Below are 20451 nucleotides of genomic sequence, written 5' to 3'. Positions count from 1 at the left end.
GTCGGCAGCCGAGTGGAAGAAAACGTAAAAAAGAAGGATGAGGGGACCTCAATCCTTCTTTTTTTTCAGGGCTGAACGAACCCGTTCAGCTTTTCTTAGTTTTTGTCGATGCTGTCCTTGATCTTCAGGTAGGCATTGAACATGCGCACGCCTTTCACGATATCACTTGTTGCGAACAGCACACTGATGATCGCCATGAATCCCCAGCCTGCAGTATTCACGGCATCGACTGCCAACGAGATGAAGAGGATTGCGAAAACGAATCGGATGATTACTTGAACTAATAGATTTTTTAAAGTCATGATATTCCTTTCTTTTTCCTAAATAGCGGGCAACGCGTGTCTTACGAAATGAGTTGGGACAGAATCGGCAAAGCGGATACGGCATTCATCAACGCATGCGCAATCATCGGAGCCGCTATGTTTCTTGTCCTGTAATAAAGGTAAGAGAACCATAGCCCCAGAGAGCCGTAAACCAAATAGTGCCCATCATTATGCGCAATCGCAAAAATCAAAGCGCTGATGGTGGCTGCGCCGACCATCCCGATTGCGTCAACCAGATGCGTGACAATCGCTTTTCGGAATACAAATTCCTCCATCACAGGTGCAAAGATGATAATGTTAAAAATAAAGAACGGGTAGCGGTTTGTCAAGTCCAGCAATACTTCGGTATTTTCGGAAACGACTGGCATTTTGAACAAAAGATACTCCACATTCATTGCAACGATCTGGATCAGGACTGCTCCCACGAAACCGAAGACTCCGGTCGTGAGCGTTCTTCCGATTGAGGCAGTCGGTTGATTCGTAAGACTATTTTGTGGGGTCCATTTTTTTCTGCTATTCCATGCTACCATAAGCACCGTTCCCAGGAAAGCGAAGAATAACGAGAGATTCATGGCAGCTGTGATACGATCTGGCTCCGGAATGAAAAAAAGCATGAAGACCGGCAGCAGTTGGGAAGCGAGATAGATGAGGATGATCTGTATGGCTAACGTTAACCTGGAACGAATTTTTTTATTCATATAGTAATAGTACCTTTCTGATAAAACTGACGTTGTTGCGCTTGATAAACAGTATAGCATAATAGCGCAAAAAAATAGAATCGGAAAAAATCGGCTTCCCTCTTGCAAAATAATTGGAGATTGATTAATATAGAAATGTAACTTAGCACTCCAACTCGACGAGTGCTAAAATGAACTTAATTTTGGAGGGATCATCTTGTTAAAACCATTAGGAAACCGTGTTATTGTAGAAGTTGCCAAAGAAGAGGAAAAATCTATAGGCGGCATCGTTTTACCGTCATCCGCTAAAGAAAAATCCCAAACAGGTACCGTTATTGCTGTGGGCGCAGGTCGCGTTACAGACAACGGCGTAACAATCGAAATGACCGTCAAGGCGGGAAATACTGTCCTTTTCGAAAAATATGCTGGCACAGAAGTTAAATATGCAGGCACAGAATACTTAGTGATCAAAGAAAGCGACATCGTAGCAATCCTGGACTAAAAATATAATTCATGAGGTGAATCGATAAAATGGCAAAAGACATTAAATTTTCAGAAGATGCAAGAGCAGCAATGCTTCGTGGTGTGGATATCTTAGCAGATACCGTAAAAGTGACTTTAGGACCTAAAGGCCGCAACGTTGTTTTAGAAAAAGCGTACGGTTCTCCATTGATCACGAATGATGGCGTGACGATCGCCAAAGAAATCGAATTGGAAGACCGCTTCGAAAATATGGGAGCGAAACTGGTTTCTGAAGTTGCTTCCAAAACAAATGATATTGCCGGTGATGGTACTACTACTGCCACTGTTCTGACACAAGCAATCGTTCGCGAAGGGCTGAAGAACGTTACTGCAGGAGCAAATCCTGTAGGAATCCGTCGCGGCATTGAGTTGGCGACACAAGCAGCTGTAAAAGGTTTAGCGGAAATTTCCCAAACCGTTAATTCGAAAGAATCAATCGCACAGGTCGCTGCTGTATCGTCTGGATCGAAAGAAATCGGCGAATTGATTGCGGAAGCGATGGAGAAAGTCGGCAACGACGGCGTGATCACGATCGAAGAATCAAAAGGGATCGAAACCGAGTTGGATGTTGTTGAAGGGATGCAATTCGACCGTGGTTATCTGTCGCAATACATGGTTACCAACAACGATAAAATGGAAGCTGAATTAGAAGCACCTTATATCCTGATCACAGATCGCAAATTGTCCAACATCCAAGACATCTTGCCTTTATTGGAACAGATCCTGCAACAAGGACGCCCATTGTTGATTGTTGCTGATGATGTTGACGGCGAAGCGTTGCCTACATTAGTATTGAACAAATTGCGCGGAACATTCAATGTAGCGGCAGTCAAAGCACCTGGTTTCGGTGACCGCCGTAAAGAAATGCTGCAGGACATCGCAATCCTGACAGGCGGTACAGTCATTGCTGAGGACTTAGGCTTGGAATTGAAGGATACTACCGTAGAACATTTGGGTCGCGCAGGTAAAGTTGTCGTAACCAAAGATTCCACAACCATCGTTGAAGGAGCCGGCGAAAAAGAAGCCATCGAACAACGTGTAGCGATCATCCGTGCCCAATCAGCCGAAACAACTTCAGAGTTCGATCGCGAGAAATTGCAGGAACGTCTTGCGAAATTATCCGGAGGCGTCGGCGTCATCAAAGTCGGAGCTGCTACTGAAACTGAATTGAAAGAACGCAAACTGCGTATCGAAGATGCTTTAAACGCAACCCGCGCCGCTGTTGAAGAAGGTATCGTATCCGGTGGTGGAACAGCTTTGATCAACGTTCAAAAACGCGTTGAAGCGTTGGAACTGATCGGCGACGAAGCGACAGGTGCTCGCATCGTAGCACGTTCATTGGAAGAGCCAGTGAGACAAATCGCTGAAAATGCTGGTAAAGAAGGTTCCGTTGTAGCCGATAAAATCAAAGGACTTGAAGTTGGTATGGGTTATAACGCCGCAACCGATGAATGGGTAAATATGATCGAAGCAGGAATTGTTGATCCTACTAAAGTGACACGTTCCGCTTTGCAAAATGCAGCCAGCGTTGCTGCCCTGATCCTATCGACAGAAGCGATCGTAGCCGACCGCCCAGCCCCAGCAACACCCCCAGCCATGGACCCAGGAATGGGCATGATGTAATAAAGGATACGATGAATCCCACTCTAGAAATCGAGCACTAAGAGGAAAACACCACCCCGACCCGGTTTTGGTCGGGGTGGTGTTTTCAGCTTAGGCGGAGATTTCTGGGATTCAGAGTTCAACTACACTGTGTGATGAATCCCACTCTAGAAATCGAGCACTGAACTCTACAAGCAGAAGGACCGAATGGCCAGAAATAGTTATCCGATCCTTTTTTTCTGCTTATTTTGTTGCAAATAACACAGTTTTAGTGACGAAGTTGATTCCTGATGAATTTTTCCATATAATTAATATGCCCTATGGGGGCATATTCTATATAAAAAAGAGGTGCGAGCTTTGTCTCATTCACAGGAACACAGGACAGACAGTTTGGTTAAACGTTTGAATCGGATTGAAGGACAAGTGGCGGGAATCAAAAAAATGATCCTCGAGGAGAAAGAGTATGCAGACATTATCATCCAGTTGAATTCGACCAGATCCGCCATCCAGAAAGTCAGTCATATCCTTCTGGAAGCCCAAACAGAGCACGCGCTGATGCATGTTAGTGAAGGTGCCGATTTGGATGATGAAATGAAGAAACTGCAAAAAGTGATTGCGCAATACAATAAGATGAACTAGGTGATAATATGGAAGAAAGCACTGGAAAGAGAATTCTTAATTTGGCAATCCCTGCAACAATCGAAAATCTGCTGCAGACGTTGGTAGGCTTCGTCGATACACTGCTGATAGCAAAGATAGGACTTATGGCTGTAACGGCAGTCGGCGTTGCCAATACGATCCTGAATGTTTATTTGGCGATATTCATAGCATTAGGTGTGGGAACTTCTTCCCTGATATCCCAGAAATTAGGGGCGAAGGATAGGGGAGGGGCTGTCCGAATTGCGGAACAGTCCACATTTTCGGCAGTGATCATCGGCTTGCTTTTTGGCTTGCTGACGCTTGCTTTTGGGAAGCCGCTTTTGGGGCTGATGGGTGCCGATGACCAAGTGATGGCTTATTCCACTGCATTTTTCTACATTGTGGGTGGCAATTCAGTCTTTTTAGCGGTCATGACCATTTTCGGAAGCATCCTGCGGGCATCCGGAAATACAAAGTCCCCGATGCAGGTCAGCGTAATCGTAAATGTATTGAATGTAGGCTTGGACTATATTCTTATTTTTGGTATCGGACCGATTCCAGCGCTTGGCGTTGTAGGGACTGCGATAGGCACAACAGTCGCAAGATTGTTGGGCTGCCTGCTGTTGTACAAACAGATAAGGAAGTCCTCGGTTTCATTCGAACTGAAATCCATTTTTGTAAAAAGTGATTATGCGCCATTGGTGAAGCTTTCTATTCCGGCAGCACTCGAAAGATTGGTCATGCGGGTGGGGCAAGTAGTCTATTTTGGATTGATCGTTGCGATCGGCGCAAAAACTTTTGCGGCACACTCCATTGCAGGAAATATCGAGAGCTTTGTGTATATGCCGGCGTACGGATTGGCCACCGCTGCCACCACCCTCGTAGGCAACAGTACAGGCGCATTGGATTTCAAGGAGGCAAAACGTGTCGCCGTCCTCTCGGCAGCATTTGGCGTGCTGGTCATGAGTTTCTTGGGGATCATTCTGTTTGTGGGCTCCCCTTATTTTGCCGAACTGTTCACCTCGGACGCTGAAGCAATCAGTCAAATCGTGACCGCCCTGAGAATTGATGCCTTCAACCAACCGGGACTTGCGATCAGCCTGATTACGACAGGTTCTTTGCAAGGGATGGGCGATACCAAATCGCCTTTGTACAGTACCGCTATTGGGATGTGGGGGGTGCGCATAATCGGTGTGATCTTTTTGGGGAAAATGTTGGGATGGGGGATTGCCGGCGTTTGGATCTCGATTGGAATCGATCTTTACATACGTTCGCTATTTTTGATTTACAGGTTCAGGAAAAATATTTCCGAGCAAAGCCGTTTGGCCCGTTAATTTATAACACTGAGAGCTTGAAAGCATCAGATTCATCCATAAAAAATCAAATGCAGACCCTGTTTCTAACAAAAATGAGGTCTGTATTTATTTTTTTATAGAAAAGGACGTTAAAGTATCCAATTTATTTATGAAAGCAGATCCAAAGAATAGTAGCTCATCCCCATCTGAATGCCTTTGAATGAAAGTTAATGTTTTTGGAGGAAAATGATTGATTTATTTACACGAAGGTGGTATATTTTTGTACGAGAGGTGATGGAAAGTGCTTACAGAAGAGCGGCATAAAATCATTCTAGACACTTTAGCCAAAGACAATATCGTAAAACTTCAGGACCTTGTCGATCAGACGGGCAGTTCTGAATCAACGATCAGACGCGATTTGAGCACTCTTGAAGAAGCAGGTTTCCTGATCCGTGTCCATGGTGGAGCAAAGAGGAACTACAGTGTTTCAGCAGAAGACAGGATGGAAGATAAAACATCCAAAAACGTTCAGGACAAACAACGGATTGCTGAAAAAGCAGCGCAATTAGTGAGCGATCAAGACATCATTTTTTTGGATGCCGGATCCACTACCTATGAGATGATTCCTTTCCTGAAAGGCAAGAGCATCCTGGTCGTCACAAACGGTGTCCCGCATGCCAGTTTGTTGTCGGATATGCAACTCGAGACGATCCTTATCGGCGGCAAAATCAAGATGGAGACAAAAGCAGTCATCGGACCGGTCAGCCAAATGCAAATGAGGAATTACCGTTTCAGCAAAGCTTTTCTTGGCATCAACGGCATCGATAAGCAATACGGTTTCACGACGCCCGACACCGAAGAAGCTACCATCAAAAGGATTGCTATCGAAAATGCAGCGCAAAGTTATGTTGTTGCGGATGCTTCGAAATTCAAACAAGTCAGTTTCGTGAAAGTCTGCGATATCGAAGATTGCGGCATCATCAGCTACAATGTCCCTTCAGAAATCAAACGTAACCTGAAAGACAGTACAACTATTTGGGAGGCTGAATAATGATATACACAGTAACATTAAATCCATCCATCGATTACATCGTCCATTTGCCGAGTGTCAATTTGGGTGAGGTAAATCGCATCCAAGAAGATTTCAAATTGCCTGGAGGCAAAGGGATCAACGTTTCTCGGATCCTCAACCAATTGGATGTTGAAAATACCGCGTTAGGGTTTTTGGGCGGATTCACAGGCAAATACATCGAGGACTGGTTGGTAGCGGAAAAGAGCAACATCCACTTTACCCATGTCGAAGAAGCGACCCGCATTAATGTCAAAATCAAATCAGGAGTCGAAACGGAATTGAACGGTCAAGGCCCTCATATTGAAGCGGCCGTTGCAGAAGAATTCCTGAAGCAATTCGATGAACTGATACCGGGTGAAGACATCGTAGTCCTGGCCGGGAGCAAACCAGCCAGTTTGCCGGAAGATTACTATCAAACAATCATCCAAAGGCTGACGGAGAAAAATGTGACGTTCGTCATTGATACAACCGGAGCGGAACTGAAAAATGCTTTGCCTTACCACCCGCTTTTAGTGAAACCGAATCACCATGAATTGGCCGAATTGTTCGATACTGCATTCGAAACGGATGAGGATATCCTCCCATACGGTAAAAAATTACTTGAATCGGGAGCGCAATTTGCGATCATTTCCATGGCTGCAAAAGGGGCTATCCTGTTCACTCCGGAAGGTGTCTATCATGGAACGGTACCTAAGGGAAACCTACGGAATTCAGTCGGTTCCGGGGATTCGATGATTGCCGGTTTTGTTGGCACGTACACGAAAACACAGGATCCATTGGAAGCATTCAAAGTCAGTATCGCTTGCGGAAGCGCAACCGCTTTTGCAGATGATTTAGCCAACCGTGAAGAAATCGACGCTCTGGTCAAACAAGTCACTATCAGTCAGCTTTAGGAAGGAGAACTTATTAATATGAAAATCAATGATATCTTACTAAAAGAATTGATGATTATGGATCTGCAAGGAACAACCAAAGAGGGCGTCATCGATGAAATGATCGCAAGTCTTTCCGCTAATGGCATCATCAATGATGCTGCAGTTTACAAAGAAGGCATCATGAAACGTGAATCGCAAACTTCCACTGGTTTGGGCGACGGCATTGCAATGCCGCATGCAAAAAACAAAGCAGTCATCAAACCGGCTGTTGTTTTTGCAAAAAGTGCAGCAGGTGTGGACTATGCTTCGTTGGACGGCCAACCAGCAAATCTATTCTTCATGATCGCGGCTCCGGAAGGTGCAAACAATGTCCATCTGGAAGTTTTGGCGTCATTATCCCGTTTACTCATCAATCCTGATTTCACTGCATCATTGAAGAAAGCTCAGACTCCGGAAGAAGTACAGGCTTTAATCGCAGCAGCAGAAGCTGCACGCGAAGCCAAAGAGCAAGCCGAGGCAGCAGCGAAAGCAGCGCCAGTAGCCCCAGTAGCAGCAACCGAAACGAAGAGACCTTTCGTCATTGCGGTAACAGCTTGCCCGACAGGGATCGCACACACGTATATGGCTGAAGATTCATTGAAACAAATGGCAGAAAAAATGGGCGTTGATATCCGTGTAGAAACGAACGGCTCTGACGGTGTCAAGAATGGCTTGACGGCCGAAGAAATCCGCCGTGCCGATGGCGTCATCGTGGCAGCCGACAAAAAAGTTGAAATGGCGCGCTTCAACGGTAAGCATGTATTGCAAAGACCGGTAAGCGATGGCATCAACAAGGCGGAAGAACTGATCACAAAAGCAATGCGTCAAGAAGCACCGATCCTGAATGTCGAAGGCGATGCTGTCACTGCTAGCGCAAGCGATGAAAATCCATCAATCATCAGCAGAGTCTACAAAGACTTGATGAACGGTATTTCTCACATGCTGCCATTTGTTGTCGGCGGCGGTATCCTGATTGCGATTTCCTTCCTATTTGAAACGTCGTTGGGTGCGGACAGTCCATTGTTCATTTCCTTCATGGCAATCGGTGGAGCGGCGTTCAGCTTCCTGATTCCGATTTTGGCCGGTTACATCGCAATGAGTATTGCCGATCGTCCAGGGTTGCTTCCAGGTATGGCGGGTGGTTACTTGGCTGTCCAAGCAAATGCCGGTTTCTTGGGTGGTTTGATTGCCGGTTTCATGGCTGGTTACATCATGGTATATCTGAAGAAAGCCTTCAAAGGCCTGCCACGGACGTTGGATGGGTTGAAAACAATCCTCTTATACCCTGTTTTCGGTCTGTTGATTACTGGTTTGTTGATGTATTTCTTGGTCGGACCTGTCTTCTCTACAATCAACGAGGCGATGATCACCTTCCTGGAAAACTTGGGAACGGGTAATGCAGTTGTGCTGGGTGCTGTTCTTGGCGGTATGATGGCAATCGACATGGGTGGTCCATTCAATAAAGCAGCTTACGCATTCTCAATCGGTATCTTTACTGACACAGGCGATGGCAGTTTGATGGCTGCGGTAATGGCCGGTGGGATGATTCCTCCATTGGCTATCGGTATCGCAACATTGATCTTCAAGAACAAATTTACGGATATCGAACAAAAATCAGGACTCTCCAATATCTTGCTTGGTCTTTCCTTCATCACTGAAGGTGCGATTCCATTCGCTGCTGCAGATCCAATGCGCGTCATCGGTTCTTCCATCCTTGGTTCAGCGATTGCGGGCGGGTTGACGCAATTATGGGCAGTTTCTATCCCTGCACCGCATGGTGGCCTGTTCGTAATCACATTGGCTAACCGTCCGTTGATGTTCTTGTTGGCTTTGGCGATCGGAACAGTGGTATCAGCATTGACGTTGGGTCTTTGGAAAAAAACTTTGTCTCAAGAAACCGCAAAATAAACAGGATCATTCATCGAGAGAACAGAATGGGGAATCCCTTTCTGTTCTCTCTTTTTCGCTGTTCCGAAACAAAGCCGCATAAATGAAAACGGTATGACAGCTAAATGAGAATAATGTAAAAAAATGGGATGATTTTCATGGCAGATATGCTATAATGCATATTGTTAAATAAACGAAATGTAGATATCAGTTCATGCATAAAAGCAACGGATATTGAAATCTGTATAAGGAGGTAAAAGCATGGCAGCAAAGGAATCAATCAAAAAAGTAGTTTTGGCTTACTCAGGTGGATTGGATACGTCCGTCATCATCCCTTGGTTAAAAGAAAACTACAACAACTGTGAAGTAATCGCCGTAGTAGGAGACGTAGGACAAGGTGATGACTACAGCCGATTGGAAGAAAAAGCGATCAACTGTGGCGCATCGAAGTTGTATGTTGCAGACTTGAAGAAAGAATTCGTCGAAGAATTCATTTGGCCGACATTGCAAGCAGGCGCTAAGTACGAAGGACAATATTTATTGGGGACTTCTTTCGCCCGTCCGATCATCGCAAAAAGAATGGTAAAGATCGCCCACTTGGAAAATGCTGATGCAATCGTTCACGGTGCAACAGGGAAAGGGAATGACCAAGTCCGTTTTGAAGTCGGCATCAGAGAATTCGATCCGAACATCACGATCATCGCCCCTTGGAGAGAATGGGAACTGACTTCCAGAGAAGATGAATTTGCGTATGCTGCTGCACATAACGTGCCGCTTCCGATTACATTGGAAACAAACTACTCAAAAGACAAAAACTTGTGGCATCTGTCGCATGAAGGCCTTGACCTGGAAATGACCGCCAACGAGCCTGATTACGATAAAATCCTGGAGATGTGCGTGACGCCTGAGAAAGCCCCTGACGAAGCAACTTATGTCACGTTGGAATTCAAACAAGGCATCCCGGTCAGCCTGAACGGGGAAGCCATGGACGGAATCGCCCTTATCGAAAAATTGAACGTGATCGCTGGCGCTAACGGCGTGGGCATCATCGATATTGTGGAGAACCGCTTGGTCGGCATGAAGTCAAGAGGCGTTTATGAAACGCCAGCCGGAACTGTTCTGTACCATGCCCACGACAAATTGGAACAACTTTGCTTGGACAAAGACACTTTCCAATACAAACAATTGCTGGCGAACAAATACGCGGAGCTTGTATACAACGGCTTGTGGTATACACCATTACGCAAAGCTTTGGCTGCCTTTGTCGATGAAACCCAAAAGAATGTCGAAGGTTTCGTGAAGATGAAGCTTTATAAAGGCAACATCACCGATGCTGGTGTGGTCAGCGCGAAATCGTTGTACAGCGAAAGCTTTGCGACTTTCGAAAGCGACGATGTCTACAACCACACAGATGCAGCCGGCTTCATCCGTCTGTTCGGCTTGCCTACATCGATCCGTGTCATGAAAGAGCAAGCTGAGGGCCAAGCGACACACGATGAATTGAAGGATCTATTGAAATAAACAACCGGTATTAGTGTCTGTCGACAGCTAGTCCGCTCCGGAACGTCCTCATCAGGCCATAGTCCTGATGAGGACGTTCTTTTATGTTGTCGGATAATATTTGAAGTATATTCTCATACAGGGATGGAGGGAATAGTGCCTATTCAAACTTTAATATCGCAAAAGAACAAACTATGATAAAATGAATGCATTCATACTAAGCTAGTTCAAGGAGGAGGAGATTAGGCGTGAATCAAACAGGTGAATGGAATAAAGCCCGTAAAATTATCATCGGCATCGTTGATGTGCTGTTGTTCATCGGATCATTGCTGCTATCTTTTTATTTAAAATTCGGAAAAAACATACCATTGATAAACTTCGATGCCTTTCAGGGAAGCATTGCCTATGTCTCGGTGATCTTCATCATCGTTAATATCCTGTTCGGTACGTATATCTTTTACAACAAATCGATCAGTGATTTCTTGTTCATCACGGTCATCGGGCAATTCGTCCTTTCATTGATCATCATGGCTTTGACTTTTGCCGGGCGTTGGTTGGCATTCCCGCGGTCGGTCATCCTGATCAACTTTTTTGTGGGAACAATCGTATTATTTATTTTCCGTGTATTGGTCTTCAAAATGTACCAGCGCATGAGCGGCAGCAAGCGGGTCATGATCGTCGGGATGGAAAAGGAAGTATTTGCCGCGGTGGATAATTTTACGAATACAAAAAGCATCCGTCATGTGGTGACGCATGTCGTGCTCTCTGATTATTATGAAAACATACTGAGGCATCTGGAAGAAATCGATATCGTCTACTTGGCGAGCCAAATCGAAGAATCCGAAAAGCTGAAGATATATGATATGCTGACAAGCAAAGAGAAAAAAATGTTCTTGAATACCAGTTTTGAGAACCTGATCATGGTCAATCCGAATATGATGAATATTGAGGATGAAAGCATCATCGAAGTTTCTCCGTTCCGTATCCCGGCAGAAGATGGCCTTATGAAACGGATCATCGATATCACAGTTGCGCTCATCGGGATTGTCATTACCTCGCCGATCATGGCCGTTACGGCTATCCTAGTGAAGAAGAGTTCTGAGGGTCCTGTATTCTACAAGCAGACACGCATCACCAAAGACGGAAAGGAATTCGAAATTCTGAAGTTCCGCAGTATGGGTGTGACTGCTGAAAAGGATTCAGGCCCGGTTTTGGCAACAAGCAATGATATGCGCGTTACAAAAGTCGGCAAATATTTGCGCTCTTTGCGCATTGATGAATTGCCGCAGTTGTTTAACGTACTGCTAGGGGATATGTCTTTGGTCGGTCCTCGTCCGGAGCGTCCCTTCTTCGTCGATCAATTCAAGGAATTGAACCCGCATTATTATCTGCGCCACAATGTCCGTGCCGGTATCACCGGATATGCGCAAGTGTACGGCAAGTACGCTTCCGACTTCAACAGCAAGCTGAATTTCGATCTGATCTACATCAAGAAATATTCCTTGATACTGGATCTGAAAATCATGCTGCAGACCGTCAAAATTCTGTTCGATAAAGTCTCATCCCGCGGAGTGGATGAGAGTGAACGGGCGATCCTGTCCGAGCAAGAGATTGAAGCACGCGGCATCCGAGTCATTTATTAAAAAGAAAAGCGGGACAAGCCCGCTTTGCCTCGAATAAACAACAAACCATCATCCGGGCGTTTTTTCGCCCGCCAGGATGGTTTTTTGTTTACACGGAAATGCCGGTTGTATTTGCGGGAATGTAGGCTTACCACTATAATCAATCTGATGGATTTTGGACAAAAAAGCGGAAATGTACAGGGAATTGCGTTACAATAGGTAAATAGAGCACTTCCTTCTGCGGTACCGTGACAGAATGCGGAGGCGTACGATCAAAGATGAAATGAGTGAGTTGGATGAGTTTTGATTATAACGATGATAGTTTAGCTTTGCATACTGATTTGTACCAAATTAACATGATGAAGACTTATTGGGATGAAGGCATTACCGAAAAACATGCAATTTTTGAACTGTACTTCCGGAAGTATCCTTTCAATAATGGCTATGCAGTCTATGCGGGCCTGGAACGCTTCGTATCCTACGTACAGAATTTGCGTTTTACGGATACGGACATCGCCTATTTGCGGGAGCATGTCGGCTACGAGGAAGGCTTTTTGGAATACCTGAAAAATTTCCGTTTCTCGGGTACGATCCGTTCCGCTTTGGAGGGGGATCTCGTTTTCGCGAATGAACCGATCGTCCAGGTGGAAGGTCCGTTGGCAGAATGCCAATTGATTGAAACGGCCTTATTGAACGTCGTAAACTTCCAGACGCTGATAGCGACAAAAGCTGCACGTTTGCGGTATGTCTGTGATGATGAGCCTTTAATGGAATTCGGTTCCAGAAGAGCCCAGGAAATGGATGCTGCCATTTGGGGTACACGCGCAGCCTATATCGCAGGATTCAATGCCACAAGCAATGTCCGGGCAGCAAAAATGTTCGGGATTCCGGCTTCGGGTACCCATGCCCATTCGATGGTCCAAGTCTACCGCAACGATTATGATGCCTTCATGGCTTATGCGCGTTCCCACAAGGACTGTGTGTTCCTTGTCGATACGTATGACACGTTGAAATCGGGCGTGCCGAATGCCATCAAAGTGGCGAAGGAAATGGGCGACAAGATCAACTTCAACGGTGTGCGCTTAGACAGCGGAGATATGGCCTACATTTCCAAAAAAGTCCGTCAGCAATTGGACGCGGCAGGATTTACCGATGCAAAAATCTACGCATCGAACGACTTGGATGAATTGACCATTTTGAACCTGAAGATGCAGGGCGCAAAAATCGATGTCTGGGGAGTCGGCACGAAACTGATCACCGCCTACGATCAGCCAGCTCTTGGAGCGGTCTACAAATTAGTCTCGATTGCGGATGAGAATGGCAAAATGGTGGACACGATGAAAATCTCCAGCAACGCTGAAAAAGTCTCCACACCAGGCAAAAAACAGGTATGGCGGATCACACGCAAGCGTGACGGTAAGTCGGAAGGGGATTACATTGCGCTTTGGGAAGAAAAACCCGATCAAGAGGCGGAACTGTACATGTTCCATCCGGTTTTCACTTACATCAACAAGACCATCACTGATTTTGAGGCGCGTCCCGTTCTGCAGGATATCATAGTCGATGGTGAGTTGGTTTATGCATTGCCATCGCTACAAGAAGTAAAAGCCTTCTCGGAGGCGCAAATGAGCGGTCTGTGGGATGAATACAAACGTATCCTGAATCCGGAAGACTATCCTGTCGACCTGTCACAGAAGACTTATGATCATAAGATGGCTACCATCAAAGACATCAAGAAACAGATCAAGGAAGAAGCCGCATTATTGGAAAGCACTAAATAACCAATCAGATCAAACGAGGAGTGAATAGGTATGCGTCCATTACAAAAAGAAATAATTGCTGCGTTAAGAGTGAAACCGGAAATCGATCCGAAAGAGGAAATCCGCATCAGCATCGATTTCATGAAAGATTATTTGGCGGCACACCCCTTTTTGAAGACATTTGTTTTAGGTATCAGCGGAGGCCAAGACTCCACTTTGACGGGGCGGCTAGCCCAGCTGGCAATCCAGGAAATGCGCGATGAGACAGGCGATGACAGTTATCGATTCATTGCCGTCCGACTTCCGTACGGCATCCAATTTGATGAACACGATGCCCAAGCCGCACTTGCCTTCATTTCGCCGGATGAAAAATTGGTCGTCAACATCAAAGAAATGGCTGATGCCGCACTCGATGCCCTTGAAGAAGCAGGGCTTACAATCACCGACTTCAACAAAGGCAACATCAAGGCGCGCCAACGCATGATCGTCCAGTTCGCGATAGCGGGCGACAGCAGCGGGGCCGTTCTGGGGACCGATCATGCGGCGGAATCCGTGACTGGTTTCTTTACGAAATTCGGGGACGGCGCAGCCGACTTGTTACCGATTTGGCGCCTGAACAAACGCCAAGGCCGTGAACTATTGAAAGAATTGGGCGCACCTAAAGAGCTTTATGAAAAAGTTCCGACAGCGGACTTGGAAGAAAATCGCCCCGCATTGCCTGATGAAGTGGCTCTTGGCGTGACGTACGAGATGATCGATGCTTATTTGGAAGGCAAGGAAATACCGGACAAGGACGCTGAAGTCATCGAAGGCTGGTACACGAAGACCGAGCATAAACGGCATTTACCGATAACGGTCTATGACAGTTTTTGGAAAGAAGCCTAATCTGTTCAGATAGCGGGGTTGTGCAGTGAAAATCAGCAAACAATATAAAATGATGAAAGGAAATCAAGAGCTGCAGTGCAAGAGCAGGGGGCATCTCCTGCTCTTGCACTTCTTCAGCTTGTTGATGACCGTATTTGTAGTCCATCTCTATCTTCAATGGACCCAAAATGATCTGGATGCCGGTCTGGTCGTGAATTTTGTATTTGCGTGGCATACGGAAAAGTTCCTGATCAGCACGGGGGTAGTAGTGACGCTGGGCTTATGGCTTTGGGCGTTGTTAGGGAACATCCGCTGGGCAAATGCACTGCTGTTGCTGTCTGGAGGAATCCTCGGGATGGCGACCTATGAAAAGATGCTGCAGCGGAACGAGCCTGTTTACCCGAGCGACTTGAAGATGCTGACGGAGGCCACCTTCCTTTTGGAGATGCTGAACGGAAGGGCATTGGCTGCACTTGGTTTGGTGCTTGTTCTGTTTCTGGCATTCGTGTTTTTTTCTTTGCGTCAGTCCAAGTCCAAAAAGACCGTGAAATTGGGATGGAAAGCGCGCGTCTTGGTGTTCTTTGCGACAAGCATCGCGCTCGGCTATGCCGGCCAGTTCCAACAGGAAGGCAACCTGCTCAAAAAAGCCTATGACCGGACAGCTTATTGGATCCCGTACAGCCAACAGATGAATTATTACAACACCGGCTTTGTGGCCGGGTTCCTTTACAACCTTTCGGCTGCATCGATGGAGATGCCGACGGGTTATTCAAAGGAAAAGATTGATGAGTTGAAGGCAACCTATCAGCAGCTTGCCGATGAGGTCAATGCGGAAAGAACTGCAGCGTTGCCTGAAACGAATATCATCTACATCATGAATGAAAGTTTTGCGGACCCACTTGAATTGGAAGGCTTGGATCTGCAGAGTGATCCGATTCCGTTTACGCGGGCTTTGATGGAAACGATCTACAGCGGCGAAATGTTATCCCAAGGCTATGGCGGTGGAACTGCCAACATCGAATTCGAGGCTTTGACGGGTTTTTCGATGGAGCCGTTCGCCGCGAACATCACGACGCCGTATACGCAATTTCTGTCATCCCAAGACGATTTCCCTTCAGTTGTGTCCCGTTTGGAAGCGGCTGGTTTCCGCACAACAGCAATCCATCCCTACAATACAACCATGTATAAGCGGCTGGAAAACTATGAGACTTTAGGTTTTGACACTTTCCTTTACGAGGACACGATGACGAATACGGACAAGCTGGATACTAATCCATATATTTCTGATGCCGCAGCCTATTCAGAAATTCTGGCTATCCTGAAAGCCAGCGAGGAAAAAGATTTTGTCCACTTGGTGACGATGCAGAACCATACGCCTTATCAAAATAAATATACGGTTTTGCCGTCTGCTGCGGAAACCGGCATTGCCAGCCAAACAATCCGGAACTATCTGCAGGATCTGCAGTACAGCGATCAAGCGTTGGCTGATCTGTTGGGCGCTCTCCAAGAGTGGGAAGAGCCGACCGTCGTCGTATTTTGGGGTGACCACTGGCCCAGCGTTTTCGGCGAGGATCTTTATGCGTCTAATACGATCCAAAATATGCACGAAACGCCCATGTTCATCTACAGCAACACGGAAGAAGTCCAAAAGAATCTGGGGATCACCAGTCCCATCTATTTCTTCCCGGAAGTGTTGGAGCTGAGCGGCAGCCGAGTCACCGCTTTTGAAGCCCTATTGATGGCTTTGCAGGAACAAGTGCCGGCTTTCGAAAAGACGCAGTATGTGAATGCCGATACCGGTGAATATGTAGCCAGCCGACAAGGGTTATCCGAGCAGGCAAAAACGCTGTTGGCGGATTATGATCTGATCCAGTACGATACGACTACCGGAGACCGGTATGCGGAAGCGAACGGGTTCTTTCAGATGGAAGATTGAAAAAGGTTGCCGGATTATTACGATTTGTTTGAGAGTTGATTTGCATGTATAGCCGGAATCGCCTATGATTAAGGAAATAAAGGGTGAAAGGAGGGATCGGGTGAGTTTCTTTATACGGTTTGTGCTTCTTTTCGGTGCGACAATTCTGGCGAGTATGCTGCTCACCTATCTTTTCCGTTCGGCAGCGCGAAGGTTCCGTTGGACGGATAGGCCATCCGAAGCGAAAGTGCACAGCAAAGAGACGCCGACGATGGGAGGCGTAGCCATATTCTTGGCTTATTGGGGTGCCTTCTTTATTGGGGTCCCTGACAATGTTCGTCCGGGTTTTGCGCCTATCATTTTTTTGAGTTCGTTGATCATTCTGGTGACCGGAATCATCGATGATTACTATGATCTGAAGCCTTGGCAAAAGATGATCGGTATCCTTACTGCGGCGAACATCCTGTATTTCTATTCGGGAATAAAAATTGACAGCCTCACACTGAGCTACTTCGGAACGATTGAATTCCGTGAAGCGGGTTACTTGGTGATGATGCTATGGATTGTGGTCATCACGAATGCAGTGAATCTGATGGATGGATTGGATGGCTTGGCGACGGGCACTTCGATCATTTCCCTCTCGACCATGGGACTCGTCAGCTATTTCTTCACCTCGCATATGGGCGTAAGCGCTGTTGTCATGATCTTCCTTTTGGTTGCGAGTTTGCTGGGCTTTTTGCCTTTCAACTTCTATCCGGCCTCCATTTTTTTGGGAGATACAGGGTCATTATTCGTAGGTTTTATGATTGCGGTGCTGTCCTTGTTCGGATTGAAACACGCCACCTTCGTATCTTTGCTGATACCTGTGGCCATTCTCGGGGTTCCCTTGACGGACACGATTGCCGCCGTCCTTCGTCGGACCTTGCACAAGCGATCCATCAGCGCGAAGGACAAAAGTCACCTGCACCATCGTTTGTTGCGGCTTGGGTTTACGCACCGACAGACCGTTTTGGTCATTTATGCTTTAGCGATCATCTTTTCCTTGACTGCCATTCTGTTCCCGATTTCTTCTTTCTGGGGAACGGTAGTTTTAGGAGCAGGTTTGATTTATGGCGTCGTGCTCTTCATCGCCTCCTTCAATCTGTTGGACAGCGATCGTTCCAGATTGCGCAGGACTTTGTATCGCCTGTTAAGGGAAAAGGACGACAAAAAAAAATGAACAAGCCATGAAAGCCAAACAGGCAATCATGGCTCGTTCATTTTTTTTTATTCGATTTCACCTTCATCGGTATCATCGTAAGTTGGGGAGACCGGACGCTCCACGTAATCCTCTTCGCCGATTTCAAAAACGACCCGTCCGTTCATGACGTCCGTGATGGTGCCCTGGAAATGGTTGATGTCTTCAGTAGGGATGCCGCAGAAGAAACAAACCTTGTCGGTGTATTGAGTCTCGATCAGCGTGTACGGCGATTGCACCAAGTAATTCTCTAGTTTTCCGGAAGCGGAATAAGACACGATGCAACCGACTTTAGTCTGGAGGCTGCGGTTAACGATGCCGATGTCCTTCAATGCGGTCGATACCGATCGGCTGTAGGCACGGATCAAGCCCCCCGCCCCCAATTTTGTCCCGCCGAAGTAACGGGTGACGACGGCAGCGACGTAACGAAGATCGTTTTTCTTGAGCACTTCCAACATCGGGACTCCAGCTGTTCCGGAAGGCTCGCCATCGTCATGGGCGCGCTGGATTTCGTTCTGGTCGCCGATCAGATAGGCGGAACAGTTGTGAGTCGCCTTCCAATGTTCTTTTTTTATGGCTTGGATGAAATCTTTAGCCTCGTCCTCAGAATGGACACGTTTGAGGCTGCAGATGAAGCGGGAACCTTTGATGATTATCTCGGAAACGCCGCTCTCTGCGATAGTGTGATAGGTTGTCAGCATAGCCATTATCCTCCAATTTGTTATTCATTCCCATTTTACCACAGCGGCGGTCTGATGACAGGTAACGAACAAGGAAAGGGACTTTCCGAACATTTCCATTTGTGGTATTGTTAGAGAGAATAGACCAAACGGCCACAGGGGTCGATGGAAAGGTGATCTGCGTGAAAGCTACAGATTTAATCGATGTACTCAAAATGAAAAGAGTTGTCGGGAGTTTGGATCCCGAGTTGAATATTGGAAAGATCAGTCAGGATTCCCGCGATATCCAATCGGGGGATCTGTTTATCTGCATAGATGGAACACAAGTGGACGGCCACAATTACGTAGAGAAGGCAGTAGCCAATGGAGCGGGTGTGATTGTTGCCCAGAAGGATATCCAAAATGTGGTGGAAACTGTCCCAGTTGTGTATGTTCCTGATACAGACAAAGCAATGAGCTTGCTTGCGACTCGCTTTTATGGTTATCCGAGCGAGGCGATGAAAGTCATCGGTGTAACAGGAACAAACGGAAAGACGACAGTCACCTATCTGGTGGAAGCGATCCTTAAGGCAATGGAGAAAAAAACCGGATTGATGGGCACCATCGAGATGCATATCGGGGATGAAGTGCACAAAACGAAAAACACGACACCCGACAGCATCACCATGCAAAAAGCCTTGCATCTCATGACAGAGAGGGGAACGGAATATTTCACGCTGGAACTTTCCTCGATCGCTTTGGAAATGGGCAGGGCATGGGGTCTGGACCTGGACGTCGCCATCATGACCAATCTGACGCATGAGCATATGGAATTCCATCACACGATGGAAGCCTATGCTGAAGCGAAAAAACTGCTGTTTTCCCAGCTGGGGAATGGCCGAAAAAACGGTCGGACGAAAACGGCAGTGCTGAATGCGGATGATGAGACGATCCACAGCTATCGCATCGCTACGGCTGCAGAAGTCATTTCCTACAGTGTAAAGGATGAGACGGCTGATTTCTTCGCGGCGGATATCACATACAGTCGCACACAGACTCGCTTCAATCTGGTCGTAAATGGGGAACGCTATCCGGTCGTAACGAACTTGGTGGGGCTCTATAACGTCTCCAACACGTTGGCGGCATTGGCGGCTGTTTATGCTGTGGGCATTCCGCTGGAAGATGCTGCAAAAGCGGTAACGTCATTGGCTGGCGTGACCGGCAGACTGGAAATCGTTCCTGGAGCGAGTGACATCGGCGTCTATGTGGATTTTGCCCATTCGCCCGATGCAATGGAAAAAGTATTGAGTGTGGTACGCGAATTCACCCAAGGCAAAGTCATTTCCGTTTTCGGCGGGGCGGGGGAACGCGAACATGAAAAGCGCCCGATCATGGCCCGCATCGGTACGGAACTTTCCGATTATGTCATTCTGACGACGGACGATACCGGGAAAGAACCGCAGGTACAGATCATTGAGATGATGCTTGCCGGCATCGAAAAGGACAACTATGAATACATCGAAAACCGCAGGGAAGCTATCCTGCACGCCATCACCATCGCAGAGCCTGGAGATACAGTCATCTTGCTGGGGCGTGGACATGAAGCCGATTATAATGACAGAGGGACAATGATCCGTCTGCTGGACAGTGAAGTGGCGGCTGAAGCGATTCAGTTGCGCAACGAGCAACTCTCCAAGGAGTAGACCGCCAGCTCTTGCTTCATGGCTTGATAGAGCCTGGCCATCTTAAGGAAAAGCTAAACACCTGAATTATTCATAGATTTTCAGAAAACGTCTTGAAACGTCAGTCTTCCAACATATTTTGTCTTTCCAGTTCACACCCAAAAGGTGTGAAAAAAGAACCCCTATCTGTTATGGTAAATGTACGACCAAAAACCATAGAAAGGGGTTCTCTCAATGGCAACTTTACACGAAAATACTCTAAATTTCAATCAAAAAATGAC

The 20451-nt window shown here is 46.7% G+C and carries 17 protein-coding genes; 14 read left to right on the top strand and 3 right to left on the bottom strand.

The window, feature by feature from the left end:
• Window positions 1-95: 95 nt before the first annotated feature.
• On the bottom strand, window positions 96-302 hold the full coding sequence (locus tag ACTCCX_RS09145; protein WP_463275710.1) for a DUF4305 domain-containing protein: 207 nt from the start codon (window positions 300-302) through the stop codon (window positions 96-98).
• 41 nt (window positions 303-343) lie between these two features.
• Complete coding sequence (locus tag ACTCCX_RS09140) at window positions 344-1021, bottom strand: lysostaphin resistance A-like protein (protein ID WP_463275709.1); 678 nt, start codon at window positions 1019-1021, stop codon at window positions 344-346.
• A 196-nt stretch (window positions 1022-1217) separates the two neighbouring features.
• Here ACTCCX_RS09140 and groES point away from each other — a divergent pair, with 196 nt between their 5' ends.
• The 13 genes from groES (at window position 1218) to ACTCCX_RS09075 (ending at window position 17811) form a co-directional block, all read left to right on the top strand.
• Entirely contained in the window at window positions 1218-1502 is a 285-nt protein-coding gene (gene groES / locus ACTCCX_RS09135) for a co-chaperone GroES (RefSeq protein ID WP_463275708.1), read from the top strand.
• A gap of 29 nt (window positions 1503-1531) precedes the next feature.
• A complete protein-coding gene (groL, locus tag ACTCCX_RS09130) occupies window positions 1532-3145 on the top strand; it encodes a chaperonin GroEL (protein WP_463275707.1) in 1614 nt (537 codons plus the stop codon).
• A gap of 336 nt (window positions 3146-3481) precedes the next feature.
• The gene (locus tag ACTCCX_RS09125) at window positions 3482-3763 is read left to right on the top strand and encodes a metal-sensitive transcriptional regulator (RefSeq protein WP_463275706.1); all 282 of its coding nucleotides are present in this window, start codon (window positions 3482-3484) and stop codon (window positions 3761-3763) included.
• Between the two features lie 8 nt (window positions 3764-3771).
• Window positions 3772-5097, top strand: coding sequence for an MATE family efflux transporter (locus tag ACTCCX_RS09120; protein WP_463275705.1), 1326 nt, complete (start codon window positions 3772-3774; stop codon window positions 5095-5097).
• 262 nt (window positions 5098-5359) lie between these two features.
• Complete coding sequence (locus tag ACTCCX_RS09115; protein WP_463275704.1) at window positions 5360-6109, top strand: DeoR/GlpR family DNA-binding transcription regulator; 750 nt, start codon at window positions 5360-5362, stop codon at window positions 6107-6109.
• On the top strand, window positions 6109-7023 hold the full coding sequence (gene pfkB / locus ACTCCX_RS09110; RefSeq protein WP_463275703.1) for a 1-phosphofructokinase: 915 nt from the start codon (window positions 6109-6111) through the stop codon (window positions 7021-7023). The genes ACTCCX_RS09115 and pfkB overlap by 1 nt, the downstream gene beginning before the upstream one ends.
• Window positions 7024-7041: 18 nt before the next feature.
• On the top strand, window positions 7042-8952 hold the full coding sequence (locus ACTCCX_RS09105; protein ID WP_463275702.1) for a PTS fructose transporter subunit IIABC: 1911 nt from the start codon (window positions 7042-7044) through the stop codon (window positions 8950-8952).
• A 240-nt stretch (window positions 8953-9192) separates the two neighbouring features.
• Window positions 9193-10452: an argininosuccinate synthase gene (locus ACTCCX_RS09100; RefSeq protein ID WP_463275701.1), complete on the top strand. Its 1260-nt coding sequence runs from the start codon at window positions 9193-9195 to the stop codon at window positions 10450-10452.
• Between the two features lie 227 nt (window positions 10453-10679).
• Complete coding sequence (locus ACTCCX_RS09095; protein WP_463275700.1) at window positions 10680-12074, top strand: sugar transferase; 1395 nt, start codon at window positions 10680-10682, stop codon at window positions 12072-12074.
• A gap of 275 nt (window positions 12075-12349) precedes the next feature.
• Complete coding sequence (locus ACTCCX_RS09090) at window positions 12350-13834, top strand: nicotinate phosphoribosyltransferase (RefSeq protein WP_463275699.1); 1485 nt, start codon at window positions 12350-12352, stop codon at window positions 13832-13834.
• Window positions 13835-13864: 30 nt separating this feature from the next.
• Complete coding sequence (gene nadE / locus ACTCCX_RS09085; protein ID WP_463275698.1) at window positions 13865-14698, top strand: ammonia-dependent NAD(+) synthetase; 834 nt, start codon at window positions 13865-13867, stop codon at window positions 14696-14698.
• Window positions 14699-14723: 25 nt separating this feature from the next.
• Window positions 14724-16613 (top strand): LTA synthase family protein, encoded by a 1890-nt coding sequence (locus tag ACTCCX_RS09080; RefSeq protein WP_463275697.1) that lies wholly within the window; start codon window positions 14724-14726, stop codon window positions 16611-16613.
• Between the two features lie 100 nt (window positions 16614-16713).
• Complete coding sequence (locus ACTCCX_RS09075; RefSeq protein ID WP_463275696.1) at window positions 16714-17811, top strand: glycosyltransferase family 4 protein; 1098 nt, start codon at window positions 16714-16716, stop codon at window positions 17809-17811.
• A 47-nt stretch (window positions 17812-17858) separates the two neighbouring features.
• Here ACTCCX_RS09075 and ACTCCX_RS09070 read toward each other — a convergent pair whose 3' ends face one another.
• Complete coding sequence (locus tag ACTCCX_RS09070; protein ID WP_463275695.1) at window positions 17859-18530, bottom strand: YigZ family protein; 672 nt, start codon at window positions 18528-18530, stop codon at window positions 17859-17861.
• Between the two features lie 161 nt (window positions 18531-18691).
• Between ACTCCX_RS09070 and ACTCCX_RS09065 the strand changes: the two genes are divergently transcribed.
• Window positions 18692-20191, top strand: coding sequence for a UDP-N-acetylmuramoyl-L-alanyl-D-glutamate--2,6-diaminopimelate ligase (locus tag ACTCCX_RS09065; RefSeq protein WP_463275694.1), 1500 nt, complete (start codon window positions 18692-18694; stop codon window positions 20189-20191).
• The last annotated feature ends 260 nt before the right edge of the window (window positions 20192-20451 follow it).

The sequence above is a fragment of the Trichococcus sp. genome (assembly GCF_055118575.1).
The sequence above is the reverse complement of the archived record's forward strand: the minus strand, read 5'-3'. Positions and strand labels throughout refer to the sequence as shown.